The following is a 25,540-nucleotide window of genomic DNA, read 5'->3' on the forward strand; positions in this document are numbered from 1 at the left end:
AAGTCCGTTTTCCAAATAAAATGTCCCTCTAGTAAGTCCACGCACCGTATAATAGAATCCATACATATGTTTATAAGAACATGTAAAATTAGGAGTTGTCAACAAGGGGGAACAGCATGGCTTCACAGTTAAAACAAATTCATCCACTGGCGTGGACGATTATCGTGGGTACCATTTTTGGACGTATGGCGACATCCATGAGCATTCCGTTTCTGTCCATCTATTTGACACAGCAGATGGGGGCTTCGCCAACTCAGACAGGCATAATCGTGGCCGTGAGCGCGCTCGTCGGTGTTTTTGCCAGCTTCTATGGTGGATACATCTCTGACCGGATTGGCCGCAAAAAAGTGTTGTTCATATCGGTATTTGGCTGGGCGCTCGTATTTATTGGGTTTGCCCTATCGGACCAGATCTGGCTGTTCTTTATCATGAATGCACTCAACGGCATTTGCCGGGCGTTATTCGAACCGACATCCAGGGCGTTGTTATCGGATATCACACCACCGTCAAGCAAGCTGCTTGTATTCAATCTGAGGTATGCAGCGATAAATCTGGGTGTAGTATTTGGACCGCTGCTGGGACTGTATTTGGGATTATCGGATTCCAATTTGTCCTTTCTGGTGGCTGGAGGAGTATACATAGCTTACGGTATTCTATTAATTGTTCAGTTTATTCTTCATCCGCTGAAGCAGGACGAGCAGAGTACGGGGACGGCGGAGCCGATCCGTTTGAAACAAGCATTCCGCATAACAAGTGGGGATCCTGTTTTTATGTTTGTTTTGATTGGGACTATCTTTTGTGTGCTCGGGTACGGACACTTTAGCTCGACGCTACCTCAGTTCATGGCGATTAACCCGAATATGACTGATGGTGCGAAATGGTTTGGATACATGCTTTCCTTAAACGCAGTGGTTGTTCTCGCCGTTCAATTTCCGGTGGTTCGTATCGCGAGTCGCTTTCCACCTGTAGTGCCGCTCATTACAGGCAATATTATGGTATCTGTCAGTCTGCTGCTGTTTGGATTGGCGCAAAGCCCATGGATGCTGGTGGCGGCAGTTGTCATTTTTACGGTAGGAGAAGTACTCATGTTTACGCTGATGGATGTTCTGGTGGATCGAATTGCGAAGCCGGAACTGAAAGGGACATATTTCGGCATGATCGGATTCAACAATCTGGGCAACGTCAGTGCACCGATTCTGGGGGGCTTTTTGCTGGACAGCTTCGGGGCTAACCAACCAATGCTAGTCTTTGCACCTATTGCGATAAGTGCCATATGCGGGGTTCCATTTTTATGGATAGCACATCAACGACTACAGGCAAGGGAACAGCAACGAACGATGGAAACCTAGATGTGATTCGTATTTAAGTAAATCCAAAAACCTTCAAATCACTTGATCGTGAACTTGAAGGTTTATTTTTGTTTCAAAACTATAATATTTCAACATATGAAAAATTCACAATAATAAAACCGTATTCCGCACTTTGTTTCTACCTACAACAATGCTACATTTGAGCTCCCAAATGTTCAAAAGAACTTCATTATCCATGAACAAAAGTCAAGAAAAATATTCGAGAAAAGAATCAGCGTAGAATGAACCAATATTTTGGAACATCAATAACGTCGTTGATGGGTGTCTTGATCATGCCGTATTCGCGGCTTTTTTTGCAGTTCATGTTCAGTTCATATGGATGACACGCGCAGTACATTTTCCTTAAGTAGACTTATCTTGACGCCACCTGATGGTAGCCAACACAGAAAAACAGGAGATGATAATTTTGCCCATCAAGAAACGAACTTCAATTACAGCTATAACGCTGGTGTTTAGCATACTTGCTCCAATGTCTGCTATGGCTGCGCCGGTAAGTAACGTCAGCAATGTTCCATACGTGATGACCCAAAAAGCAGTGAATGAGAAAGCCAAAATACTTACCGAAACCTATGGCACAACAAGCGTGCAGTATGCACTCATTGATGATGGTGAGATCGTAATCTCCGGGCAAGCTGGTAAGAATGACCAGAATAACACTGTACCTCTTACCGCAGATACGATCTATGGCATAGGTTCGACCAGTAAAATGGTGGTAACAACTGCTGTGATGATGTTGGTCGATGAAGGGAAAATCGATCTGGATGTACCAGTCATACATTATATCCCTGATTTCAAAATGGAGGATGAACGCTACAAAGGAATCACGACACGAATGCTGTTGAATCATTCCTCCGGACTTCCTGGAACTTCAAGCAGCAGTGCAATCCTGTTCGGGGATAACGATACGTACGCACATGATACATTGTTGGATCAACTCGCAACGCAAAAGCTAAAGGCAGACCCCGGAGCATATTCGGTTTACAGTAACGACGGCTTTTCGTTAGCTGAAATTCTGGTTGAAAGAATTAGTGGAATCAGTTTTACTGCATTTATGCACCGCTATATTACCGAGCCTCTGGGTATGAACAACACCAGAACGCCACAGGATCTGATTAGTGACAACAAAATGGCCGTGACGTATTCAGCCCTGCATAATGGACAACTTCCACAAGAAAACACAAATATGATTGCTTCGGGAGGCATTTATTCCACAGCCGAAGACTTGGTTCAATTTGCGCAAATTTTTACGGGTGAGGTCGAAGGGATTCTCTCGCATGAATCAGCAGAAGCGATGGCAGAAGAAGAATACAAGAATGGCATGTGGCCGGAAGACGCAGATTCGTCTATTTCTTATGGCTTGGGCTGGGATAGTGTAAACCTTTTTCCATTCAATGAATACGGCATCCAGGCCGTTGCCAAAGGCGGAAATACGATTTCGTACCATTCCTCTTTAATTGTGCTTCCCGAATACAACATGGCTGCAGCCGTTACCTCATCGGGAGGAACAAGTACAACGGATCAATTGATTGCAACGGAACTGCTGCTTGGTGCACTTGAGGAGAAGGATATCATTACGGAACGAAAGTCGGATAAGTCATTTGGGGCGCCTGTAAGTGCAACGATGCCTAAGGAATTAGCAGCGTATTCGGGCATCTATGGAGGGGGAGCCAGCTCGCTGCTGAAGATTACCGTGCAGGCTGATGGGCAACTAATTTTGTCCTCGCCTTTAACACCGAATAGTCCTGAACAAAAGTACATGTATACGTCGGATGGAACTTTTGCCAACGACGAAGGTACGGAAAAATTAGCATTCGTTGAAGAGGATAACGGAAAAATCTATTTATGGTCACGCTCGTATCAATCCATGCCTGGACTTGGGCAGATCGCTTCTTCCGAATACAAGGCTGAGAAGCTGGAAAAGAGTGAATTGTCCCCGGATGTTGCGGCGGCCTGGCAGAAACGTGATGGCAAAAGTTACTTTCTTGTGAATGAGAAATACACTTCAACGGTATATGACAGTGCTACACCGATCATCCCGATTCACCTCTTTGACGAGATGCCAGGCTTGGTATACACCAATACAATCATAGATGCCAACCTCGCTGTGAACCAGCTGCAAATTCCCGGTTTGGCCGGTCGTGATACGATGGAATACGAATTCTTCAAGGAAAACGGAGTGGAATATGTCACAGCAGGGGGCAAGGTCTACGCAAGCCAAGACGCGGTGAAGCCGCTCTATTCCGGAAATCAGTCGAAGACAACGATCCAGGCGAAAGGTTATGCCACTTGGTACTCGATCCCTGGGCCAGCCGCAGGTAAAGTTATGACGGTCCAAATGCCTTCAAAAGGTGCTTTTACCGTGTATAACCAAGCAGGTATTTCCATTAATCACACCGTGGTCAGCGGTCAAAACGAGGTAGTTCTTCCTGAGAATGGAATCATTGTTTTTGCTGGTGATATCGGTTCAGCATTTGAAATTACACTCACCGACAACACGAATTAAACGTTGAAAAAAATAATTGGTACGAACAAAAAGCCGCGCTAACCGTGGCTTTTTGTGTTCAACTACTCAATAGCAGCAGTAAATACAGAACAACTTGGATAAATTTCCAGCAAGAAAATGATTGTCAAATAAAAAGATATATGATAATTTAATGTCTGTAACCGGTTACACATAAGAGGAGAACAAATTCATGACAACAATCAAAGACGTAGCGAATCTGGCTGGCGTATCAGTAGCCACCGTATCAAGGGTCATTAATGACAGGGGTTATGTACATGCGGATACTCGCAAGAAAGTAGAAGATGCCGTGAAGGCGCTTAACTTTTCCCCTAATGAAGTAGCTCGATCATTATATAAACGTAAGTCCAAACTGATTGGTCTGCTGCTGCCGGATATTGCAAACCCTTACTTCCCACAGTTAGCTAGGGGTGTAGAAGATCGAATGCAGGAGCAGGATTTCAGGCTCATTTTCGGAAATAGTGATGAGGATGAATCGAAGGAGCAGGATTACATCCAGACGTTTATCCAAAATAACGTAGTAGGTGTGATTTCATCCACGAACTACCCTCATTCTCCAATATATGAAAAATTAAAAATACCTGTCGTGTTTCTTGACAGGACTGCACTGGATAGTCCTTCTGTCTATGCGGACGGAAGAGAGGGCGGACGACTGGCAGCGAGAGAAATCATCAAGCGAGGTAGTCGCCGGATAACGGTTATGCAGGGTCCGTCACATATCAAGCCAGCACAGGATCGCTTCCAGGGAGCCATAGAAATTATCCGGGATGCCGGATTGGATTACCATGTGATCCAGACGACCTCGTTCTCTTTTAACGAAGCGGGATCATGGGCAGAAGAGCTGTTCAGCAAATTTGCCGACACGGATGGAGTCATTGCCAGCAATGACATTGCAGCTATGGCGGTACTGCATGAGGCTTCGCGAATCGGGAGAAAGGTTCCTGAAGATGTGCAAGTGATCGGATTCGACGACATTCCGATGAGCAGCCTGTTATCACCTGCATTGTCCACCATTCGCCAGCCTGCATACGAGATGGGAAGGGAAGCGGCGGGATTACTTATCGGGCTTGTGGAACAAGCTCCAATTGAGAACAAAAACATACAGATGCCCGTAAGTTTTATCGAACGAGGCACAACGAGAAAGGTGAATTCAGATGGCTAAAATATGCGTAATCGGAAGCAGTTCCATAGATTTGGTCGTTACTTCTTCAAGACGTCCGGGGGCGGGTGAAACCGTCCTTGGGGAAAGTTTCAAAACGGTACCTGGCGGTAAGGGAGCCAATCAGGCCGTTGCCGCGGCAAGACTGGGTGGTGAGGTAACGATGATTGGCCGGGTAGGAGACGATGCTTTTGGTCAAGACATTTTGAATAACTTCAAAGCAAATGTTGTAAATACGCAAAATGTGAAACCGGTTACACATTCGGAAAGCGGAACGGCTCATATCATACTGGCGGAAGGTGATAATAGCATTGTATTTGTTGAAGCTGCCAATCGCGAAGTCACTCCGGCGTATGTTGATCAAGCGGCGGAAGTGATCCGCAATGCGGATATCGTACTGATCCAGCAGGAAATTCCGGAAGAAACCGTTGTTCATGTGAGCAGCCTGTGTGCTGAATACGGAACGCCTCTGCTGCTTAATCCGGCTCCAGCGAGAACAGTGCCGCAGGAAGTCATTGACAATGCAGCTTACATCACGCCGAACGAGCATGAAGCCGAAATCCTGTTTCAAGGCATGAGCCCGGCTGAGGCATTGCGCAAATACCCAAACAAACTGTTCATAACGGAAGGCAGCAAGGGAGTTCGTTATTTTGACGGAGCGGAGGAAATCCTCGTGCCAACATATAAGGTGGAGGCAGTGGATACCACCGGTGCAGGGGATACATTTAATGCTGCATTTGCTGTCGCCTTAGCGGAAGGCAAGCCCCTGCAGGAGAGCATACGGTTCGCCAATCGTGCCGCATCGTTGTCCGTGACCAAGTTTGGAGCACAGGGCGGCATGCCGACGAGAGACGAAGTGGAGGAGAGTTTATCATGAAAAGAAACGGCATACTAAATAGTCACATTTCTAAAATACTATCTGATTTGGGTCATACGGACATGATTGCCATTGCGGACGCGGGTCTCCCCGTTCCGGAAGGGGTGCTCAAGATTGATGTGGCTCTGAAACTCGGAACGCCAAGCTTTCAGGAAGTGGTTGAACTGATCGCAGACGACATGGTCATTGAGAGAGTGATCGTGGCAGAAGAGATCAAGGAAGGCAATCCGGAAGCTCTGCAGTTCATTACAGATAAATTTGGCAACGATACCATTGATGCTTCCATCAACCACGAACAATTCAAAGCACTAACCCGGCAGGTTAAAGCGGTTATTCGCACGGGTGAAGCTACACCCTACGCCAATTGCATTTTACAATCAGGTGTTCATTTCGGTTAAAAGGAGGTTGCATGATGCATATTCAGATGCACAACATTCATAAAGCATTTGGCACCAACCAGGTGCTAAGCGGAGTGGATTTCGAACTGAGGGAAGGTGAAGTTCATGCCCTGATGGGTGAGAACGGAGCCGGCAAATCCACGCTGATGAACATTTTGATCGGACTTCACCAGCGTGATCAGGGAACGATCTCCATTGATGAAAATGAAACCTATTTTGGCAGTCCGAAGGAAGCAGAGAAGTTAGGAATCGCATTTATTCATCAGGAGCTTCACGTTTGGCCCGAAATGACGGTGCTCGATAACCTATTCATCGGTAAGGAGATGACATCTACCTTAGGATTGCTTAATACAAAACAAATGAAAGCGCTAGCTTCAGAACAATTCGCCAAGCTGTCGGTACAAGTCCCGCTCGAACGTCCCGCAGGAGAATGCTCCGTTGGACAGCAGCAGATGATTGAGATCGCCAAGGCACTGATGACAGACGCAAAGGTCATTATTATGGATGAACCAACTGCAGCGCTGACGGAACGTGAAATTCAGAAGTTGTTTGACGTGATTACTTCACTGAAGAAAAACGGAGTATCCATCGTGTATATATCTCACCGTATGGAGGAGATCTTCACCATCTGCGACCGGATTACTGTAATGCGGGATGGCAGGACGGTAGATACCCAGCCGATTCCTGAGACAAGCTTCGATGAAGTGGTGCGGAAAATGGTTGGACGGGAGTTAACCGAGCGGTATCCGGCCCGTAATCCTTCCTATGGCGAAGTGGTTCTGGAAGTGCGGGACGCAAGCATTAAGGGATTGTTCCAGCATGTCAGCTTCAACGTAAGAGCAGGTGAGATTGTTGGTTTCTCCGGACTTATGGGTTCGGGGCGAACAGAGATTATGAGAGCGATCTTTGGTCTTGATACCCTGGACAGTGGAGAAGTCTTGATCCGTGGCAAAAAAGCGAACATTCGTAAACCCTCGGATGCAGTGAAACACGGCATCGGTTTCATCACAGAAGACCGTAAGGATGAAGGGCTTGTACTGGACTTTTCGATTCGGGAAAACATGGCGCTGACCAATCTGTTCAGCTTCTCCAGTAAAGGGTTCATTTCAGCTCCAAAAGAACAGGATTTCGTCGATACCCTGATCAAGCGTCTGCAGATCAAGACGCAATCTTCGGAGACAGCTGCGCGTAACCTATCAGGGGGCAACCAGCAGAAGGTTGTTATTGCCAAATGGGTGGGTATCGGACCAAGCGTGCTCATTCTGGATGAACCAACGAGAGGTGTGGATGTCGGAGCAAAGCGTGAAATCTATCAGTTGATGAATGAACTGACAGAACGCGGCGTCGGCATCATCATGGTATCTTCGGAGCTTCCCGAAGTACTTGGTATGAGTGACCGAATTGTGGTTGTGCATGAAGGGCAGATCAGCGGAGAGCTGGCCAGGGAAGAAGCAACACAGGAAAACATTATGACATTGGCCACAGGGGGACAGTGAAATGACAACAATGCAGAACAAGAAAACAACCGGAACGGGATTCCGCTTATCCAACGTAACACAGAAATTAGGACCGCTGCTTGGTTTAATCATTCTCATTATTATCGTATCCGTACTCAATCCAAGCTTCTTGGAGCCGCTTAATATCTTGAACCTGCTGCGCCAGGTATCGATTAATGCACTGATTGCCTTCGGTATGACCTTTGTCATTCTGACAGGCGGGATCGACTTGTCCGTTGGCTCCATACTGGCTTTATCCAGCGCATTTGTCGCAAACATGATGTTGTCTGGCCTGGATCCGATTTTGTCCATCATCATCGGGGTAGCACTTGGTGGTGTGATGGGTATGGTGAATGGACTCATGATTACCAAGGGTAAAATGGCTCCATTTATCGCAACTTTGGCGACAATGACCATATTCCGCGGCTTAACGCTTGTATATACGAATGGTAATCCGATCACAGGACTCGGGGACAGTCTGCTCTTCCAACTGTTTGGACGCGGCTATCTGCTAGGCATTCCGGTACCTGCTATAACGATGCTGATTACATTCGTGATTCTATGGACGATTCTGCATAAAACGGCTTTTGGCCGCAAAACGTATGCTATCGGTGGTAATGAGAAAGCATCCATCATCTCGGGTATCAAAGTCACACGTGTGAAGATCATGATCTATTCCCTTGCAGGCATGCTGGCAGCTCTGGCAGGTGCAATTCTGACATCTCGTTTGAATTCTGCACAGCCAACAGCAGGTACTTCTTATGAACTGGATGCGATCGCAGCCGTTGTTCTGGGCGGAACAAGCCTGACAGGTGGACGCGGACGGATCGTAGGCACATTAATTGGTGTTCTGATTATCGGCGTGCTGAACAATGGTTTGAACCTACTCGGCGTGAACTCCTTCTATCAAATGGTGGTCAAAGGTGTCGTCATTGCGATTGCTGTCCTGCTGGACCGCAAGAAAACGGCTTAAGGGGAGAAACAATTATGAAAAAATGGACATTAACACTTGTAAGCATGATCATGATCATTGTTCTGGCCGGGTGCTCTCTGGAGCCGCCTGAATGGGCGAAGCCGGACGCTGCCGGAAATCAGGGACAGAAGAAAATCGGTCTCTCGATTTCAACACTGAACAATCCGTTCTTCGTTTCATTGAAAGACGGAGTCGTTGCCGAAGCTCAAAAACAAGGCATTGAGGTTATCGTGGTCGATGCACAAAATGATTCGGCCAAGCAGACCAACGATGTGGATGACCTTATTCAGCAGGGAGTTGATGCACTCCTGATTAACCCAGCGGACTCCGCGGCAATCTCTACGGCAGTTCAATCTGCCAACAGCGTAGGCATTCCCGTAATTACACTGGATCGTTCCGCAGACAAAGGTGATGTAGCGGCTCTGGTAGCATCCGATAATGTCAAAGGCGGACAGATGGCAGCAGAATATTTCGTTGAACAGCTCGGTGAAGGTGCTAAAGTCATTGAACTTGAAGGTGTGCCAGGAGCTTCCGCGACACGTGAGCGGGGTAAAGGGTTCCACGAGGTAGCTGACCAGAAGCTTGACGTGGTTGCCAAACAGTCGGCGGATTTCGACCGCTCCAAAGGTTTGAATGTGATGGAAAACCTGCTGCAGGGAAATCCGGATGTACAGGCTGTATTTGCCCACAACGATGAGATGGCACTGGGTGCGATCGAAGCGATCCAAAGCTCGGGCAAAGACATTCCGGTGATCGGATTTGACGGTAATGACGATGCGATCAAATCCATTCAGGACGGAAAACTGACGGCAACCGTCGCTCAGCAGCCGGTACTGATTGGACAGCTGGCCGTACAAGCTGCTCTGGATGTCCTGGACGGCAAACAGGTGGAGAAGTCCATCCCGGCAGAATTGAAGCTGGTGACCAAGGAAAATGCAAACAACTAAATGATCTTACATCCCGTCCTGGCCAAATGAGCCAGGGCGTTTTTTTACTCTCTGTGGTTGGGTTGCCTGAGCATGAATACTCAAACTTTCTACGAAGGGAACTTCAGGCGAGTTTGCTTATTCAGAGGTTGATTCGGCCATTACCATTTCCTTCTGTCTGAAAAGTTTTGGGGACAACCCGTACGTTTTAGTAAATAGTCTCGTAAAATAATTGCTGTCATTAAATCCGGACTGGTATGAAACTTGTGTAATAGGCAGATTGGTTAACCTCAAGAGCTGGCACGCACGCTCCATGCGTAAACGTTGAAGATAGGCAATGGGGGACGTTTGATAAAAGGATTTGAAAATCCGATTCAGATGTCGTACGGAAATGTTGGCATATAATGCGATATTCTCCAAAGTGATCTGTTCCAAATAATGATCTTCAATATAGGAGACTGCCGCAGCCAGATGCATAACTTGGCCTTCTGTCGTTTTTCCGCTCGATTCATGGTGCCTGGATAAATAGACTACGAGCTCAGTAAATTTGGAAGTCAGTAAAGTTTTGTAACCCGGCCTTTTCCCGTGATATTCGTCGATCATGTCGGCGATAAACTCTTCAATAAAATCCATATTGTTTAACGACAGATACATATGTTTATTGATTGATTTTTTGTTATGATAAAGCGGTTCCAATACAAACATCGCATGATAACCTTCAAACGAACGCAAATCGGAACCAAGTTGAATCATCATCTCCGGCTTATACATGAAATTACATATCTCAAAGCTACAAGGGTCTTTATAGGCATGTGTGGTTTCCCCGTTAATGACGAACACGTGTCCCTTTTTAATAAAAGAAATTTCATCATTAACGATATGAGTCGCATGACCGTTAAGCACAATGACGAGTTCAGAGAAGTCCGTATGTTTATGAAGGGAGAAGTCTTCTGCATGCTCCCCGTATTGAATGAAAAATGGAAATTCCTCGTCTCTCGTAAACCATCTTAGACGAACGTTCTTCAAGAAATCACCACCACCGCATCGAGATTTGTCTATATCATGCTACATTTCTGACTGAATAATCAAGGTTTGAATGAATGCACACATACTACTATATAGAAAAAACGGAGAGTGAGGCGAGAGATTAAAGGGATTCAACCGGCATAGTCGAAAACGTATTCTTGAAAGCGATATCAATAAAAGGACAGCCATTTGGAAACAAGTCAATCCAGATACAGGGGGTCAAAAAACATGCGCACACTATCCAAAGCAATAGGAACATGCCTTTTAACGGGCACTTTACTGATCTCGGCCGGATGCAGCAGTAACACAGCGAACAATTCCAGTTCGGAGGAGGGTGTCGACTCGGATAGCCCGATTACGTTCACTTTTTTCGGGGCAGATGCGAGTCCTAACTGGAACAAGATGCAGGACGCGGTAGGCAAAAAGATTACTGAAAAAACAGGCGTCACCATTGATGCAGAATATGATATATCAAGCGGAGGAGGCAATGACCGGATCTCCCTCATGGCTGCAAGCGGTGATTATCCGGATTTGATCTTTCCAAAAGGAAATTTAACGAGATTGGTAGATGCGGGTGCCATGCTGGACTTGACGGAACTAATCGAAGAGCATGCGCCAAACCTGAAGAAAATCTATGGGGAGCAGTTCAATCGATTGAAATACAGCAATGAAGATCCATCCATTTACTGGATTCCTACCAATGGCGCTATCGACCAGATCAGCTTTGATGCGAACAATGGCGCTGCCATCCAGCATCGTGTCGTCAAAGAACTGGGATATCCGGAGATCAAAACGCTGGATGATTATGAGAAGGTGCTAAGAGAATATTATGAAAAGCATCCCACAACTGAAGACGGACAGCCGACCATTCCACTGACACTCAGCGCAGACGGATGGCGCCGAATGATCACCGTAACCGATCCGGCGGCCATGGCAACTGGTGGCCCAGGAGACGGGGAGTACTTTATTGATCCTGAAACCTACGAAGCTAAGCTTCATTACAAGCGCCCGGAGGAGAAGGAATATTTCCGTTGGCTGAACAAAATGTTCAATGAGGGGCTCCTGGACAAAGATAGTTTTGTTCAGAAAGACGATCAGTATAAGTCCAAAATTGCCAGTGGACGAGTATTGTCTCTGCTTGACCCGAACTGGGGTTACAGTGATGCAGAAAATGCACTCAAAAGTGTGGGGAAAGATGACATGACTTATGGGTACTATCCTGTAACGCTCGATGAGACATTCCAGCGCAAAGACTTCCAGAACATTGGTTTTGACGGCTATGGAATTGGCATAACGGTGGACTGCCCAGACCCTGTTCGGGCGATTAAATTTTTGGACTGGATGTCTTCCGAAGAAGGCCAGATTCTAAGAAACTGGGGAGTTGAGGGAGAGCATTATGTCCTGGAAGATGGAGTTCGCACCATACCGGCAGAGATCCAGGAAAAGAAAAACAAAGACAATAATACATTTACCAAGGAGTCCGGTGTGGGTCTGTACTACATTTTCGGAGCTCACTACGGCGATGGAGTGAAGGACTCCACTGGAAATTATTTTACAACCAATTATCCTGAGCAAATACAGCAAAGTTATTCGAAAGCAGAGAAGGAGGCCCTTGCGGGTTACGGAATCAGTACGTGGAAGGATCTATTCCCTTCGGAAAAAGAGTTTCCGGTCAAAGAATGGGGAGCAGCGTATAACATGCCTATACCTTCGGATAGCGGCGATTACAACGTGATTTCGCAGAAAACGCAGGATATCATTCAGAAACGAATCGCCGAAGCGATCACTGCTACGCCGAGTGCGTTTGATGGCATCTATGATGGGATGCTTGCTGAAATTGATCAGGCAGGAGCCGTCGAGATGGAACAGCAATATACGGAATGGATTAAAGATCGGGTCAGATTGTGGACAGGTAAGGACATTAAATAGCGAACTACAAGGTCTGCAGATGAAGCATGCTCAACCATAAATAATAGAGAGACCGTTGAACATATTTAAGCCATTCAACGGTCTTTTGTAGTTGTTGGAAAACTCCCAAGGTGGTCGATTGCGATATGCTATCAGTTGATAGATAAGTCGGAGCGTGGTCGAGTTGCTCGAAACCAGTGTGAACATAAGATCATGATTAAAAGGAGATCAATCATATCCCCACCATAGTACATGAGCATGGCTCCGAGCTTGGCCTGGTTCAGAGATACACCGTCAGGCGGTTGAACATAGATCATTTTCGATAAAATGCCATGACCTGCCAACGATATGATCAGAATGATTGATCGATACACAAAGGAGAATCGATGAGGCATAGGCTCAATATAAATGAGGGATAGCGTAAATAGATAGCCTGCAATGAAGATATGAAAATGAATTAAGAGATAAAGAACGACACTCTCATGCATAAGTGAGTAAAGATTCGTAGTATACAGCAGCCAGAGTCCTCCTATATTGAGGAGCGCTGTGAAGAGCGGATGAGTCAACAGGCGAGAGGGCCAACTTTTCAGAATGCGTGTAATCCGCCTGGCTAACGGGATGCTTAACGTTTTCAGCAGAAGCGTCATCGGTGCGGCCAAGACCAGAAGTAACGGTGCGAGCATACCCAACAGTAAATGACTCAGCATATGTGCAACAAAATTAGTATGGGCCAGACTAGCAAGGGGACCAGCTACAGCAATAACGGCTGACACAACGCCAATACACCCGAAAACTGTCCGATGTAGAGGCCAGGGCTTATTAGAATTAGAACGATGTGCAGCCATAATATACAAGATCAAAGCAATCACAAAAGGTATCGCCAGAAGTAGTTGTGGCAGGGCAGACACTATTGGCTGCTGTTCAGTTCCATGGTAATGATGTAGATGAGAATTAATGTACATTGGAGTATGCCTTTCCTGTTTCTTGGCTGCTCCGGGTACGGTAAACAAGAATGAGCCCAATGAGAATCATACAAGCGGCCAAGATGTTCCATACCATATCGTAGAGAATGACATTTTCCACATATCGAATCTGATGGATTCTCATCAGTTTGTGTTGGACCAGCCCATCATATAACTGAAAGCTTCCGGCTCCAAGTAATAATCCTCCCCACCATCTGGCGCGGCAAAGAGCACTTCTTCTTCGAAGATCCGCGTACATGAACAATCCGCCAATGGTTGCAAACCAACTAAAAGCATGAAATAGCCCATCTGAGATCAAACCTACGTTGGTTGTGGATTTATCATAAAAATGGTGCCAATGCAGCAATTGATGAAAAACCGCCTCATCCATGAAGGCGACAGCGCCAATGCCGAATAGAACACCAGACCATACATTTCGTTTGGAATACAGATCGTGATTCGTACCATTTGGGTTTGGGTTTGAATTACTGCCTGATCTTCGAATAGCCAATGCGCTTCGCCTCCCGGATCATTAACTATATTATCCAATATACCCACTTAAAAGCAATTATACTCAGGAACGAAGACAAAGCTGTGGCATATAGGACAAAAGTTTATTGAAGCGAACCCGGATTAGATTATCATTCAGCACAGCATGGATGTTGCTGAAGCTGCAGTTAAGGAATAGAATTGGCCAATTCATAAAGATGGAGTGTACTGTAGAACATATCGGAGGATATCATAAACTCTCATAAGAAGCCGCTTATAAAGCGGCTCTTTTTGTATGTAGTTTCTAAGTTAAGCTGCTCACTTGGTATCAGGGTCCAGCTTATTCCCCACATAATGAAAAGAGTGAATATGCGTTTTGGTGAGTTCAATAACGTTATGGATAAACGCGTCCCGTGACTCACGGAATCCGCTTAAAATCCAATTGTTTAATAGTCCAAAAAAACCATATGCAGTATAGTACTTGAAATACTCCATGTTGACAGGGGAGTTATTGATCGTTTCGAATACAAATTGCTCTTCATAAATTTTGAGCATGGTTTGTGGAAAGCCTGTATGCAGACCGGGTAACGTATCATCGTATTGAATTAATTCGAAGAAGTCCCGGTGTTCATAAATATAATCCACGATTTGAAAAGATTCCACGTTAAGCTTGTTTGTAAGGACCTTATGACCGTGCCAGTAGGGTTTGCCAGTGGCTTCTTTTAAGCCTTCCAGTTTCATGATCAACAACTCTTCAGCAAGGACATACTTGTCCTGATAATGCAAATAAAACGTGCTTCGATTGTAACCCGCTTGGTCGACGATGTCTTTGACAGACACTGCATGAAAGCCTTTTTTCTTAATAAGCTGAATCAGAGCCGTTTTGAGATGCTCTTTGGTACGATTGCGATGTTGTGAATTCACAATAAGTTCATCATTCATTCAAAAAATCTCCTATAAATATCGACATTGTTTAGAGAAGTGTCTAGAAGGTAGACACTTGGCTTTATCTTAATGATTGGATTGTTACAATTTTAAGCATACAATTAGTTTTGTAAACATCATATAGCACTATTGATATAGGCGCTATTCAAAATAGTATACTGGAGGATATAGTCATGGGCAAACTACAAGACAAAGTGGCAGTGATCACAGGAGGAGCATCCGGAATTGGTGCAGCGACAGCTCGTCTATTCGTTTCCGAAGGAGCCAAAGTCGTCCTGGTGGACTTGAATGAAGAAAAAGGCAAAGCGTTTGAGCATGAGCTGAAAGCGCTTAACGCGGAGGCTCTATTTATCAAAGCCAACATCACTAGCGAACAAGAGGTTGCTGAGATTTTCAAACAAACCATTGAAGCTTTTGGCAAAGTGGACATCGTATTCAACAACGCAGGAATCGGACGTGTTCATCCGTCGCACGAGCTGGACTATGCCGAGTGGCGTAATACGGTTAATGTCGATCTGGACGGAGTATTCCTGGTTGCGCGTGAATCGATTCGTGAAATGCTCAAAATCGGTGGAGGCACAATTGTTAACACGGCATCCATGTATGGATGGGTTGGTTCACCTGGTTCTGCAGCCTACAATGCAGCCAAAGGCGGCGTTGTGAATTTGACTCGTTCGCTGGCGCTGGAATATGCAGAGAAAAACATTCGCGTCAACGCACTATGCCCAGGTTTTATCGATACACCGATTATTCCTGAAGAGAGCAAACAAGCTCTTTCGGCAGCTACACCGATGAAACGTCTCGGTCAAGCGGAAGAAATGGCTAAAGCCGTTCTGTTCCTGGCCAGTGATGATTCGTCTTACATGACAGGTAACAGCCTGATCGTAGATGGTGGATACACTGCTCAATAAGAGCTTGTGATTTCTGAATGATGGATTATTGATGATGAAGCTGTACATGAATGAAAGTCAGTGATAATTCACATCATAGAAAAGTAGTATCACTCTAATTTCCTGAGGAGGAGATCTTTTATGGCTCGCCAGAAGAAAAGGCAGGAAGCTGCTTGGAAGTCACGAAAGCAAGAACAGCATCCTCATGGTAAAATCAGATCGCTTAAAGAATTATCAAGCGAATATGAAGAGAAGCATACTACGAGTTAAGTAAATGACTGTCGGACAACCTGTCCGGCAGTCATTTTTTAATAACATCAAACTGTAGAAGACTGATTCATGTTAACCATGTCGATCTAGAATGGGATAAAGAAATACGTTTGAAGTTGAAGTCGCTAAGTAGCGGCTTTTTTACATGAATCATCAAACTTAAAGTGCTGGGGAGCTTGAAATAAAAATGGTTGAGTGTACGATCAACGTAGCGGGTAATACCTATTATTGTAACATTAGGAAGGATTGGATCGTTTGTTTGTTGGGTGCAACTTCATTCAAATTTAAATTCTTAGGTTACGTTTGAAAGGAGCGATCACATTGAAAACCCGTTATGCCCTGTGGCTAAACCTTCCGATGGTTATCCTGGTTCTGATGCTTTCTGCTTGTACAGGCGAAGCGGAGCCTACCGTTAATCCGGAGCTTGAAACTCCAGAATCTGAATCGGTTTCACCTCCACCCTCCGAGGTAGAGCCAGCTCCTGAAACGACTCGTCCAGCGGCAGATAGTTTTGAGTTGATGACAGCAGATGGAAACCAGTCCATGGAAGCGGTACTGAAACAAGGCGAAGGTTTTTCCTTGTATGTCTTTGAGAAATTCGTCTTCGATAAAGCAGCAGGTCGCTTGTCGTTAAGCAGTCATCCGGATTATTATGTGGACATTGAACCGCTGTCCTCTGATTACGATTTGACTCAGCTTGAAGCTGAAGGCAAGGAGGAGCTCAGTGCAGTTGGTGAGGTATCCGATTATAGTGGCGAATTGGTTGAACATCCTCTAGGTTTCGCGGAACTCTACCTTCAAGTTTCCGGAGAGGAAGGAATAAGCGATTATATGGTATGGAAGTCTGAAGCAGGAGATGCTTTTCTGTTCCGGCTTCATAATCCAAAAGGGGATGAGGCATCCGATTTCGCTGGACCAGTTCTCGTTTCACTTTCGACCGTGCAAAGCGATACATAGCCTAGGACTCCTTTAGGTTAAATGATGGTCGTGAGTGCCAGTATTCATGACATGTCGAGTTACAGAGATACATTCTATATAAGTCGCTATTATAGCGGCTTTTTGTTTTGAGGCGTACAGCAGGTGTCGCGGTGCGAGGACAAGAACACGTACCTAACGGCGTAAGGATGCCATCAGTTTACGAACAAACCATATTATTAATACAACTATTAGGATGAGAATGATTAATCCTGGGATACCAATACTATGCAACATTTGAAACCTCCTAGAATTACCCAAAATAGGTTTGTGTTTTATTATAACACAGGAAAAAGATAGAACAATCAGAGGAAGTTTCATTTGATCAAATGGTTACAATAAAAGGTCGTGAAATCAACCCCATGGGGCTGGATTTCAACGACCTTAACATGATCATGGACCTATGAGGTTGAAGCGGCATACGTGGCAATCTTTTTCCGCTGTTCCAGCCATTGGGAGATGAGGATCCCGCCGACTACCAGCAAGGCTCCGAAGTAACCCTGCATGCTCAGTCGTTCTCCGACGAAAACAAAGGCAATCAGAGCAGCGACTATCGGCTCGAGTGCATACATTAATCCCAAAGCTTTGCCGGAAACACGGATGAACCAGAACATGTTTTAAGCACACAAACCGCTAGGGCAGCGGTTTTTTTTATGGAATAAAGTTCGTGAGCTAATTTACACTAAAACCAAGGCCCAAGCGCTGCTTAATAAGCAGCATACTTGAGCCTTTTTGTTGTGGTCTTACTGCACATTACGTTAGTGTTTAAAAGTGATTCCATGTGGAATTAGAGTTTAACAGGGAGGAGGAATATACAGAGAACGGATTCTTTTACACCCGCTTGTTATATACTTTCATTGCAAGAATATATGCGACCAGTAGGACCCCGACACACCATGCCAAAGCGACCAATATCTCATTGCCTACCGGTTGATCTAAGAGCAGCGCACGGACCGCTTCGACAATGGAGGTTACTGGTTGGTTTTCGGCAAAGACGCGAACGACTGAAGGCATGGATTCAGTTGGTACAAATGCAGAGCTGATAAAAGGAAGGAATATAATGGGGTAGGAGAAGGCACTTGCGCCATCCACGGATTTTGCGGACAGTCCAGCTATCGCAGCGACCCAGGTTAATGCCAGTGTAAACAAGGTGAGTATGCCTGCTACGCCAAGCCATGAGAGGATTCCCGCTGGTGAACGAAAGCCCATGACGAGTGCTACCAAAATAATGACAGATACGGAAATAGCGTTAGAAACCAGCGAGGTCAGGACATGCCCCCATAATAAAGTGGAACGTGAAATCGGCATCGAGTGAAACCGTTCAAATATGCCCCGCTGTACATCGATAAACAGACGGTACGCGGTGTAGGAAATTCCGCTGGCAATCGCAATGAGTAGTATACCGGGCAATAGATAGTTGACGTAGTTATCCGTCCCGGTTTGAATCGCACCGCCAAACACATAGACGAACAGCAGCATGAAGGCAATCGGCATGATCGTAACCGTAATAATGGTGTCCATGCTGCGAAAAATATGGCGCAAGGAACGTCCCAGCATTACGCTCATATCACTGAAAAAGTGCTTTTTTACCGTTTCCATTCAATTGGCCTCCTTTTTGCCGATGACTGCGAGGAATATATCCTCAAGTGTAGGCTGCTTTTCGACATACTCCACTTTTGCGGACGGAATCAACTTCTTCAGATCGGAGAGCGTGCCGCTGGCGATGATTCTGCCCTCATGAAGAATGGCAATTCGATCAGCAAGCTGCTCAGCTTCCTCCAGATACTGTGTGGTCAGAAATACTGTCGTCCCGCCATCCGCCAGCTCTTTAACAATCTTCCATACCTCAATGCGTGCTTCGGGATCTAGCCCGGTCGTTGGCTCGTCGAGAAAAATGATCTGTGGTTTTCCCACGAGGCTTAGAGCAATGTCGAGTCTGCGACGCATCCCGCCCGAATACGTTGATACCCTGCGGTCCGCAGCATCCGTCAGACGAAAGCGTTGAAGCATATCTTCTGCAATCTGACGCGGATTTTTAAGATATCGCAGTTTGGCAATCATGATCAGATTTTCCCGTCCGGTTAAAATTTCATCCACGGCGGCAAATTGTCCGGTCAGGCTGATCGCCTGCCGCACATGATCAGGGTTTGTTGCAACATCGAATCCATTCACGGTAGCGGTTCCACTGTCTTTTTGAAGCAGCGTAGTGAGAATTTTGACAACGGTTGTTTTGCCGGCACCATTGGAGCCGAGAAGGGCGAAGATGCTGCCTTGTTCCACTTCGAAATCCACGCCTTTAAGAACGTGCAGCTGTTTGTAGGATTTTTGCAGGCCAATCACTTGAATGGACTTGTTTTGCATAGGATTCCCTCCTTAGATAACGGTAACTTTGGACACATTGGCTTCCATGCCTTTGAGGGCAGCATAAGTGAGTTTATCCATCATCGCACCGTCAAAGCAGACGGTTTTGATCACACGATAGTATTTTTTGGACCAGGAAGACGTTGGAAAAGATACGTTTTTGAGTGTAGCGTTCTGAAATGAAACTTCGTTCAGGGCCACCTTGTCAAACTTGACCCCGATAAAGGTTTGCCCATCAAAACGCTGCCCGCTCAGATCGGATGACTTGAATTCCACACTGTCGAAGATACAGTTATCGAAAAGGGCTTTTCTAAGATCAGTCAAGGAGAACGTAACGTCAGTCAGTCTAACATCTGAGAATTTGGCTCCGTCCATACCCGATTTGCTGAAGTTCGTGCGTACAAGAACGGATTGATTAAAGCTCGCATTGGCAAGGTCCAGTGTAGACAGGATGCAGTCCGTCAGATTGGCACGATCGAAATTGGCATCCCGGACATCGCTGCTAGAAAAAGAACTACCGGTCAAATCTGCATCCCTGAAATTGGAGCCTCGCAGCGCACTGGACTTGAATTGTCCTTTATGCGCGGTAACACCAGCAAAATCACTTGTTGACAGGTTACTTGCATTAAAGTTTGTCACTACCTGCCGCTCCAGTGAACGGGAGAGGTTGGCAACCTCCTGCACGGTCTCTTCAATGTCGCCGATGCTTTCAATGGTCATCTCATAAGCAGTTTCATCATCTTTGCCTTCAGCCTTGAGGTCACGGAACCTTTCTTGCAAATCGGAGTGCAGGTCTGCTTTTAATTCAGTGACACTTTTTACCCCATCGTACGGTGCAAAAACTCCGTTTAAATAGTTAGTGAGCTTTTCATTCATAACCTCAACACTCCTTATAATAAGTTTTCAAGCACGCGCTTCGCGTACTCCCAGTTTTCTTTGTTGCTGGCATGCGTTGCTTTGCCTTTTTCGGTAATTCTAAAATATTTACGGCGTCCGCCTTGAGATTCATCGCCCCAATACCACTCGATATCACCCTCCGCTTCAAGTCGCCGAACGCTGGAGTACATGGTGGCTTCTTTTAATTCGTACTCACCGCCTGAGCGTTCAGCAATCATTTTGACAATTTCGTACCCATATCTGTCAGCTTCGGATAAGAGCCGTAAAATCATTGTATCGGTATGGCCGCGTAGTAGGTCGGATGTAATTTTGTTTTGGCTCATGTAATCACCTCGCAATTGTATAATACGTCATATTACTGTGACTGTCAAGGTAGTATTATAATCAAATTACCTTGATTGAGAATTTGTGTGTTTGTCAGGTCATGAACCATCTTCATTTCTTCTGTTTATGTGGATCAATCCGTCGTTTGACGGTACATGGGTAGCGGGGCAGAGAGGGCATGTTAAACTTGAAAAAAACCTCTCTTGTCGTCCAAGAGATCTTGACGATAGGAGAGGTTGCTTTAGAGTTTTTTTGAAGATATAAAATGATTTGGGGTCTACTCTAAGATGAGCAGGTTTATCCGACTGGACTTAACATAAGCAACCGTTTAAGATTCTCATCAATAAATTTGTTATCGGCAGGGTTAATCCCACGACCGGCGAAATGTCCCCAAATCGAATGAATCGGCTGATAGTCAGCATTAGGAATAAGGCCAGCCTCGTACTCGTTGTCTTCCGCCGTGCAGAAGAGATCCGTGCTACCTGGCATAATGCAGGCAAGCGCTTGAATGCTGCTTAGCGCATGCTCGAAATTTCCGTTATAGAGGGGATTATCACTAATATCGGCATGTTGGCCTGTCCATGACATGGCGAGAACATTGTGCGGATCCATAGTTATGAAGACCTCTTCCCAGAAGCCTGCCATAAAATCTGTTAATGAGTCGAAACCCAGCTCACGGTAAAGTCCCCTTCTATAGAAAGCCTGCGAAAATCCCCATCCCGCGTAAACCCTGCCAACCCCGCGCATGTCTGCAGCGGTCAAATGATTCAGCTGATTCGAATCAAATTGGGCGGCTGACAGGAGGGGGGCACATACTCCTTCCATGACTGCAAACGTATGAGGCCATGTTTTGGCAACGCCGGCAAAAGGCGCGATGCGTTCCACCATATCTGGATAACTTGCCCCCCACTGGAATGCTTGAATACCACCCATGGACCACCCTACAACGAGTGCAATCTTTTGTATGCCGAATATTTCGGTAACTAGCCGATACTGCAGAACAACATTATCATAGATGGTTACTCTGGGGAAATTCGCCCGGTCAAATGGAGGAGGCGTGTTGCTGGGAGACGAGGACAATCCATTACCTAACAGATTCGGAACGATGATAAAATATTTTTCCGGATCCAGTGCCATGCCCTTTCCAATTAACCATTCATTTTGTACATGCTGGTCGCCAAAAGCTGTAGGATAGACAACAACATTATCTTTCTTCTCATTCAATTTACCGTAAGTCTTGTAAGCAAGAAAAGCATTGGGTAACGTCACACCGGATTGCAAGGTTACATCACCCAATTTGAAGATATCATAGTCCATATTTAATTTCTCCCTTCAAATATAATGACTCATTATGTGTGTTTCTTGTACTCAGTATAGGTCCGTGTTACTCTCAATAAAAGTGATTAAAACTTAATATAGTGTTCAATATTTTTGATAACAAGAGGAGGAGAAATACATGGAATTGCGCCAATTAAATATGTTCCGCACTGTCGCATCTACCCTTAATTTCAGCCGGGCAGCCGAATCTATGGGCTATGTACCTTCGAACGTGACGATGCAAATCAAGGCTTTGGAGGATGAACTGGGTGTTCGGCTTTTTGACCGCTTGGGTAAGCAGCTTGTACTCACAGGAGCGGGGAAACGCTTCTTAATTCATATTGAGAGTGCTCTGGATAAATTGGATGAAGCCCGGAATGCTGTTCACGACGATGAACATTTAAGCGGAACCTTAACCATAAGTGCCAATGAGGTTCTATGTGCGTATCGGCTCCCGGTGGTCTTTCATCTGTTTCGTTCAAGGCATCCTGGAGTTCGCCTAATCTTCCGCTCCGTTCCCAACCAACAACTGAAGCACACGCTTTTTGAGGGTACCGCAGATGTGGTCTTTATGTTGGACGAACCCATTCGCTCTACAGGTCTTGCAGTGGAACCGTTGGTGGAAGAGACATTCCGTTTCTACGCTGCGCCGGATCACCCACTTGCGCAGCATGCGGTATTAAAGCTTGAAGATTTTCACGGTCAAGTGTTCCTGACCAATGAGAAGGGCTGTACATATCGAACCATGTTTGACCGGGCATTTGAGAAAAAGGGGATAGATACCATTACACATTTGGAATTTCAAAATGCCGAAGCGATTAAGCAATGTGCCATGGCAGGAATAGGTATTGCGTTTCTGCCGGAATTAACAACGGAAGCCGAGGTAGATCGGGGTGAACTTATCGTTCTTCCTTGGAAAATTGCTGACTTGCACGTGTATACACAAATGTTATGGCATAAGGACAAGTGGCTTTCACCAATTCTGTTATCTTTTCTAGAAGCAGCAAGGGAGGTCATTGCGAAGGAGGAAGGATTTGAAGAGTTATAAAGCTAAGGTGATCCGTAAGCGCTGAACGACGGATTAAAGGGATGTCGGACAGATGTTGAAATCTTCAAAGAGAGAGAAGGATCAACGTCTGTCCGATAACCATAATAGGAATGACATCAAAAGGTTGAGTTAGTAATTATAATGGCACATGTACCGCATAACGATCGCGAAGAACGGACAGATGGTGCAGTTCATGTCCAACCAGAACGTAAGCTATGGATCGAGCAGAAGCAGGATTATCGCTAACAATTCCTCTACGCAGCCAGGCTTCCGGCGTGATGTGACGAAGCATGAGCAGCGTGGAGCGGCGTGCGGCCGCATATTCTTCGCTTAGATCGGCCACGGTGTACACATCGAATGGATGACTTTGCATAAGGACATCCTGATCGTAACCGGGATGATTTGCTTGGTCGCCTCTGGCGATGCGAAGCAGTCGGCCGCTCATAATACGTTCATTATCCGTTAGGTGGCCAATGACCTCTTTTACGCTCCATTTGCCTTCAGCATAACGGTAATTCGCTTGCTCCTCAGTCAATGAGGACAGAACGGATTGTACGATGTTGGATTGCTGCTCCAACCGTTCGAGGATATTCCCTTCGGGAACCAGTTTTATGTATCCTTCATAATAAGCTGCATACTCCTCTGTCGTTGGTCTTTCAAGCATGTTAGCCCCTCCTTTGGATTCCTAGCTCTGGATTTAATTGTAGTATATACCGGGACATGTTCTCAACCTTTCAATAGCAGGAAGCTGCTCCTTTATGTCGTTAATATTTAATGGTGTGAAATTATCCTAGAGCAAAATCCGGACGAATTGAACCTTGCCTTCAGCACGAAACAGGCCCTTCACTTATTGTTGAAGGGCCTGTTTTTTGTTATCTTTTGGCCGCCTGAAAATCGACAATTGGATAGAGCAGCTTCTTATTCGCAACCGTTTCACGTTATCTCTTCCATTCAAACATATGATGGTATAATAGAAAGGTCGCTAAATACGTTGTTGTGTTGAGCACGGGGGTAGCGAGATCGCTAACAGAAGTTTAATTCAATAAAGGAATGATAAGACATGACAGATTCGCTAAGACAAGACATCCGAGATCGATTAGCCCAAAAGGATTACCATTGCGAGAAAGAGTATACGTTATCGATCCTTAGCGGCAAATGGAAAGTGGTTATTTTATGGCATTTGGGAGTGGAAGGACCTCATCGGTTTAGCGATTTGCAAAAGCTCTTTCCTAAAATTTCACATAAAATGTTGACAAGCCAGCTGCGTGAGCTAATTGAGGATGGCATTGTTCATAGAGAAGTCTATCCGGATGTCCCTCCCAAGGTTGAATATTCGATGACAGAAGTAGGTATGAGCATACTGCCCATCGTGGAAATGATGTATACTTGGGGTCTGAATCGGCTAAGTCAGCTTAAGGAAGAAGCCAAGTAAATGGATATGGCAGTTACCGTTTGGTAACCACCGCACCAAAAAGTGCATGCTTTTCATTTAAAGTAAGGGCAGTTAGAATGGAATAGAAGTTGAGAACGATTGTTTTTAACGCTAGGTTTTTAATTCAATTTAACTTATCTAATATTCAAAGGAGCGAACAATAATATGCAGTCTATTGCAGGTAAAGTAGCATTAATTACAGGAGCGGGTCGCGGGATTGGTCGCGCGATTGCCATTGCATTTGCACAAGAGGGCATTCACGTAGGTCTTGTAGGCCGTACTCTTGAGAATTTGCAAAAGGTCAAGGAAGAACTTAAACCGTACAATGTGAACGTAGCGATTGCTGCAGCTGATGTGGCCGATCTGGATTCCATTACGGCAGCAGTAGAGTCTGTGCGGGGAGAGCTCGGAGCGATCGATATTCTGATCAACAATGCGGGTATTGGCAAATTCGGCGGATTCATGGAGTTAACACCGGAAGAATGGACCAATATCATTGATGTCAATGTGAAAGGTGTATATTACACGACTCGTGCGGTATTGCCAGAGATGATGGAGCGCAACACAGGCGATATCATTAACATTTCATCTACGGCTGGACAAAAAGGTGCGCCGCTTACGAGCGCGTATACTGCATCAAAGGCAGCTGTGAATGGACTCACCGAGTCCTTGATGCTCGAAGTACGCAAGAAAAACATCCGAGTTACGGCTCTGACTCCAAGTACCGTTGCTACAGATATGGCGGTCGAGCTCAAGTTGACGGACGGCAATCCGGACAAGGTGATGCAGCCTGAAGATCTGGCAGACCTGATTGTGGCACAACTGAAGCTGCACCCACGCGTACTGTTGAAGCATGCGGGTCTATGGTCAACGAATCCGTAAATGGATAGAAGCAAAGAGTACATTGTTAAAATGTACACTAGAAATATACAAAAATAAGTCGCTGCTTAAGCGGCTTATTTTTGTTTTGCAACGT

The 25,540-nt window shown here is 45.6% G+C and carries 26 protein-coding genes; 15 read left to right on the forward strand and 11 right to left on the reverse strand.

Going from position 1 to position 25,540, the window contains the following annotated elements:
* Nucleotides 1-116: 116 nt before the first annotated feature.
* The 8 genes from CHI14_RS00775 (at nucleotide 117) to rbsB (ending at nucleotide 9,741) form a co-directional block, all read left to right on the forward strand.
* The gene (locus CHI14_RS00775) at nucleotides 117-1,349 is read left to right on the forward strand and encodes an MDR family MFS transporter (protein WP_095286511.1); all 1,233 of its coding nucleotides are present in this window, start codon (nucleotides 117-119) and stop codon (nucleotides 1,347-1,349) included.
* A gap of 418 nt (nucleotides 1,350-1,767) precedes the next feature.
* Nucleotides 1,768-3,873 (forward strand): serine hydrolase domain-containing protein, encoded by a 2,106-nt coding sequence (locus CHI14_RS00780; RefSeq protein ID WP_249280945.1) that lies wholly within the window; start codon nucleotides 1,768-1,770, stop codon nucleotides 3,871-3,873.
* A 190-nt stretch (nucleotides 3,874-4,063) separates the two neighbouring features.
* Nucleotides 4,064-5,053, forward strand: a complete 990-nt coding sequence (locus tag CHI14_RS00785; protein ID WP_095286512.1) for a LacI family DNA-binding transcriptional regulator — start codon at nucleotides 4,064-4,066, stop codon at nucleotides 5,051-5,053.
* Nucleotides 5,046-5,927: a ribokinase gene (rbsK, locus tag CHI14_RS00790; protein ID WP_095286513.1), complete on the forward strand. Its 882-nt coding sequence runs from the start codon at nucleotides 5,046-5,048 to the stop codon at nucleotides 5,925-5,927. Before CHI14_RS00785 ends, rbsK begins: the two co-directional genes overlap by 8 nt.
* A complete protein-coding gene (rbsD, locus tag CHI14_RS00795; protein ID WP_095286514.1) occupies nucleotides 5,924-6,325 on the forward strand; it encodes a D-ribose pyranase in 402 nt (133 codons plus the stop codon). The genes rbsK and rbsD overlap by 4 nt, the downstream gene beginning before the upstream one ends.
* A gap of 14 nt (nucleotides 6,326-6,339) precedes the next feature.
* On the forward strand, nucleotides 6,340-7,821 hold the full coding sequence (locus tag CHI14_RS00800; RefSeq protein WP_095286515.1) for a sugar ABC transporter ATP-binding protein: 1,482 nt from the start codon (nucleotides 6,340-6,342) through the stop codon (nucleotides 7,819-7,821).
* A 10-nt stretch (nucleotides 7,822-7,831) separates the two neighbouring features.
* On the forward strand, nucleotides 7,832-8,794 hold the full coding sequence (gene rbsC, locus CHI14_RS00805) for a ribose ABC transporter permease RbsC (RefSeq protein WP_481856378.1): 963 nt from the start codon (nucleotides 7,832-7,834) through the stop codon (nucleotides 8,792-8,794).
* Between the two features lie 14 nt (nucleotides 8,795-8,808).
* The gene (gene rbsB / locus CHI14_RS00810; protein WP_095286517.1) at nucleotides 8,809-9,741 is read left to right on the forward strand and encodes a ribose ABC transporter substrate-binding protein RbsB; all 933 of its coding nucleotides are present in this window, start codon (nucleotides 8,809-8,811) and stop codon (nucleotides 9,739-9,741) included.
* Between the two features lie 117 nt (nucleotides 9,742-9,858).
* Here the strand turns inward: rbsB and CHI14_RS00815 are convergent, their stop codons facing one another.
* Nucleotides 9,859-10,746, reverse strand: coding sequence for an AraC family transcriptional regulator (locus CHI14_RS00815; RefSeq protein ID WP_095286518.1), 888 nt, complete (start codon nucleotides 10,744-10,746; stop codon nucleotides 9,859-9,861).
* A gap of 228 nt (nucleotides 10,747-10,974) precedes the next feature.
* Between CHI14_RS00815 and CHI14_RS00820 the strand changes: the two genes are divergently transcribed.
* Nucleotides 10,975-12,675, forward strand: a complete 1,701-nt coding sequence (locus CHI14_RS00820; protein ID WP_095286519.1) for an ABC transporter substrate-binding protein — start codon at nucleotides 10,975-10,977, stop codon at nucleotides 12,673-12,675.
* 131 nt (nucleotides 12,676-12,806) lie between these two features.
* On the opposite strand, the gene CHI14_RS00825 is transcribed toward CHI14_RS00820, so the two are convergent.
* From CHI14_RS00825 to CHI14_RS00835, 3 genes are all read right to left on the reverse strand, one after another.
* Nucleotides 12,807-13,616 carry a cytochrome c oxidase assembly protein gene (locus tag CHI14_RS00825; RefSeq protein ID WP_095286520.1) on the reverse strand — a complete coding sequence of 270 codons (810 nt, stop codon included), beginning with the start codon at nucleotides 13,614-13,616 and terminating at the stop codon, nucleotides 12,807-12,809.
* The gene (locus CHI14_RS00830; protein WP_481856379.1) at nucleotides 13,606-14,121 is read right to left on the reverse strand and encodes a DUF2243 domain-containing protein; all 516 of its coding nucleotides are present in this window, start codon (nucleotides 14,119-14,121) and stop codon (nucleotides 13,606-13,608) included. Before CHI14_RS00830 ends, CHI14_RS00825 begins: the two co-directional genes overlap by 11 nt.
* 302 nt (nucleotides 14,122-14,423) lie before the next feature.
* The gene (locus CHI14_RS00835) at nucleotides 14,424-15,047 is read right to left on the reverse strand and encodes a TetR/AcrR family transcriptional regulator (protein WP_095286521.1); all 624 of its coding nucleotides are present in this window, start codon (nucleotides 15,045-15,047) and stop codon (nucleotides 14,424-14,426) included.
* Between the two features lie 176 nt (nucleotides 15,048-15,223).
* Here CHI14_RS00835 and CHI14_RS00840 point away from each other — a divergent pair, with 176 nt between their 5' ends.
* The 3 genes from CHI14_RS00840 (at nucleotide 15,224) to CHI14_RS00845 (ending at nucleotide 17,167) form a co-directional block, all read left to right on the forward strand.
* Nucleotides 15,224-15,961: an SDR family NAD(P)-dependent oxidoreductase gene (locus tag CHI14_RS00840; RefSeq protein ID WP_095286522.1), complete on the forward strand. Its 738-nt coding sequence runs from the start codon at nucleotides 15,224-15,226 to the stop codon at nucleotides 15,959-15,961.
* A gap of 120 nt (nucleotides 15,962-16,081) precedes the next feature.
* On the forward strand, nucleotides 16,082-16,210 hold the full coding sequence (locus tag CHI14_RS30380) for a DUF6254 family protein (protein ID WP_220039431.1): 129 nt from the start codon (nucleotides 16,082-16,084) through the stop codon (nucleotides 16,208-16,210).
* 321 nt (nucleotides 16,211-16,531) lie between these two features.
* Entirely contained in the window at nucleotides 16,532-17,167 is a 636-nt protein-coding gene (locus CHI14_RS00845) for a hypothetical protein (RefSeq protein WP_095286523.1), read from the forward strand.
* A 419-nt stretch (nucleotides 17,168-17,586) separates the two neighbouring features.
* On the opposite strand, the gene CHI14_RS00850 is transcribed toward CHI14_RS00845, so the two are convergent.
* The 6 genes from CHI14_RS00850 to CHI14_RS00875 form a co-directional block, all read right to left on the reverse strand.
* Entirely contained in the window at nucleotides 17,587-17,799 is a 213-nt protein-coding gene (locus tag CHI14_RS00850; protein ID WP_212676966.1) for an EamA family transporter, read from the reverse strand.
* 217 nt (nucleotides 17,800-18,016) lie between these two features.
* Nucleotides 18,017-18,784 (reverse strand): ABC transporter permease, encoded by a 768-nt coding sequence (locus tag CHI14_RS00855; RefSeq protein WP_095286524.1) that lies wholly within the window; start codon nucleotides 18,782-18,784, stop codon nucleotides 18,017-18,019.
* Nucleotides 18,785-19,546, reverse strand: a complete 762-nt coding sequence (locus CHI14_RS00860) for an ABC transporter ATP-binding protein (protein ID WP_095286525.1) — start codon at nucleotides 19,544-19,546, stop codon at nucleotides 18,785-18,787.
* Between the two features lie 12 nt (nucleotides 19,547-19,558).
* Entirely contained in the window at nucleotides 19,559-20,422 is an 864-nt protein-coding gene (locus tag CHI14_RS00865) for a pentapeptide repeat-containing protein (protein ID WP_095286526.1), read from the reverse strand.
* 14 nt (nucleotides 20,423-20,436) lie between these two features.
* The gene (locus tag CHI14_RS00870) at nucleotides 20,437-20,766 is read right to left on the reverse strand and encodes a PadR family transcriptional regulator (protein WP_095286527.1); all 330 of its coding nucleotides are present in this window, start codon (nucleotides 20,764-20,766) and stop codon (nucleotides 20,437-20,439) included.
* A gap of 298 nt (nucleotides 20,767-21,064) precedes the next feature.
* On the reverse strand, nucleotides 21,065-22,084 hold the full coding sequence (locus CHI14_RS00875) for an alpha/beta fold hydrolase (RefSeq protein ID WP_095286528.1): 1,020 nt from the start codon (nucleotides 22,082-22,084) through the stop codon (nucleotides 21,065-21,067).
* 139 nt (nucleotides 22,085-22,223) lie between these two features.
* Between CHI14_RS00875 and CHI14_RS00880 the strand changes: the two genes are divergently transcribed.
* Nucleotides 22,224-23,132: a LysR family transcriptional regulator gene (locus CHI14_RS00880; protein ID WP_095286529.1), complete on the forward strand. Its 909-nt coding sequence runs from the start codon at nucleotides 22,224-22,226 to the stop codon at nucleotides 23,130-23,132.
* A gap of 136 nt (nucleotides 23,133-23,268) precedes the next feature.
* On the opposite strand, the gene CHI14_RS00885 is transcribed toward CHI14_RS00880, so the two are convergent.
* Entirely contained in the window at nucleotides 23,269-23,796 is a 528-nt protein-coding gene (locus tag CHI14_RS00885) for a DinB family protein (protein WP_095286530.1), read from the reverse strand.
* 396 nt (nucleotides 23,797-24,192) lie between these two features.
* On the opposite strand from CHI14_RS00885, the gene CHI14_RS00890 reads away from it, so the two are divergent.
* Complete coding sequence (locus CHI14_RS00890) at nucleotides 24,193-24,564, forward strand: winged helix-turn-helix transcriptional regulator (protein ID WP_095286531.1); 372 nt, start codon at nucleotides 24,193-24,195, stop codon at nucleotides 24,562-24,564.
* 165 nt (nucleotides 24,565-24,729) lie between these two features.
* The gene (locus CHI14_RS00895) at nucleotides 24,730-25,446 is read left to right on the forward strand and encodes a 3-ketoacyl-ACP reductase (RefSeq protein WP_095286532.1); all 717 of its coding nucleotides are present in this window, start codon (nucleotides 24,730-24,732) and stop codon (nucleotides 25,444-25,446) included.
* Nucleotides 25,447-25,540 lie beyond the last annotated feature (94 nt).

This window comes from Paenibacillus sp. 7516 (assembly GCF_002272715.1).
GTDB classification, from domain to species: domain Bacteria; phylum Bacillota; class Bacilli; order Paenibacillales; family Paenibacillaceae; genus Paenibacillus; species Paenibacillus illinoisensis_A.

Coding starts and splice junctions, on each gene's coding strand:
- CHI14_RS00775 (WP_095286511.1), top strand. CDS start 117: ATGGCTTCACAGTTAAAACAAATTCATCCACTGGCGTGGACGATTATC.
- CHI14_RS00780 (WP_249280945.1), top strand. CDS start 1,768: ATGATAATTTTGCCCATCAAGAAACGAACTTCAATTACAGCTATAACG.
- CHI14_RS00785 (WP_095286512.1), top strand. CDS start 4,064: ATGACAACAATCAAAGACGTAGCGAATCTGGCTGGCGTATCAGTAGCC.
- rbsK (WP_095286513.1), top strand. CDS start 5,046: ATGGCTAAAATATGCGTAATCGGAAGCAGTTCCATAGATTTGGTCGTT.
- rbsD (WP_095286514.1), top strand. CDS start 5,924: ATGAAAAGAAACGGCATACTAAATAGTCACATTTCTAAAATACTATCT.
- CHI14_RS00800 (WP_095286515.1), top strand. CDS start 6,340: ATGCATATTCAGATGCACAACATTCATAAAGCATTTGGCACCAACCAG.
- rbsC (WP_481856378.1), top strand. CDS start 7,832: ATGCAGAACAAGAAAACAACCGGAACGGGATTCCGCTTATCCAACGTA.
- rbsB (WP_095286517.1), top strand. CDS start 8,809: ATGAAAAAATGGACATTAACACTTGTAAGCATGATCATGATCATTGTT.
- CHI14_RS00820 (WP_095286519.1), top strand. CDS start 10,975: ATGCGCACACTATCCAAAGCAATAGGAACATGCCTTTTAACGGGCACT.
- CHI14_RS00825 (WP_095286520.1), bottom strand. CDS start 13,616: ATGTACATTAATTCTCATCTACATCATTACCATGGAACTGAACAGCAG.
- CHI14_RS00835 (WP_095286521.1), bottom strand. CDS start 15,047: ATGAATGATGAACTTATTGTGAATTCACAACATCGCAATCGTACCAAA.
- CHI14_RS00840 (WP_095286522.1), top strand. CDS start 15,224: ATGGGCAAACTACAAGACAAAGTGGCAGTGATCACAGGAGGAGCATCC.
- CHI14_RS30380 (WP_220039431.1), top strand. CDS start 16,082: ATGGCTCGCCAGAAGAAAAGGCAGGAAGCTGCTTGGAAGTCACGAAAG.
- CHI14_RS00850 (WP_212676966.1), bottom strand. CDS start 17,799: ATGTTCTGGTTCATCCGTGTTTCCGGCAAAGCTTTGGGATTAATGTAT.
- CHI14_RS00855 (WP_095286524.1), bottom strand. CDS start 18,784: ATGGAAACGGTAAAAAAGCACTTTTTCAGTGATATGAGCGTAATGCTG.
- CHI14_RS00860 (WP_095286525.1), bottom strand. CDS start 19,546: ATGCAAAACAAGTCCATTCAAGTGATTGGCCTGCAAAAATCCTACAAA.
- CHI14_RS00865 (WP_095286526.1), bottom strand. CDS start 20,422: ATGAATGAAAAGCTCACTAACTATTTAAACGGAGTTTTTGCACCGTAC.
- CHI14_RS00870 (WP_095286527.1), bottom strand. CDS start 20,766: ATGAGCCAAAACAAAATTACATCCGACCTACTACGCGGCCATACCGAT.
- CHI14_RS00875 (WP_095286528.1), bottom strand. CDS start 22,084: ATGGACTATGATATCTTCAAATTGGGTGATGTAACCTTGCAATCCGGT.
- CHI14_RS00880 (WP_095286529.1), top strand. CDS start 22,224: ATGGAATTGCGCCAATTAAATATGTTCCGCACTGTCGCATCTACCCTT.
- CHI14_RS00885 (WP_095286530.1), bottom strand. CDS start 23,796: ATGCTTGAAAGACCAACGACAGAGGAGTATGCAGCTTATTATGAAGGA.
- CHI14_RS00890 (WP_095286531.1), top strand. CDS start 24,193: ATGACAGATTCGCTAAGACAAGACATCCGAGATCGATTAGCCCAAAAG.
- CHI14_RS00895 (WP_095286532.1), top strand. CDS start 24,730: ATGCAGTCTATTGCAGGTAAAGTAGCATTAATTACAGGAGCGGGTCGC.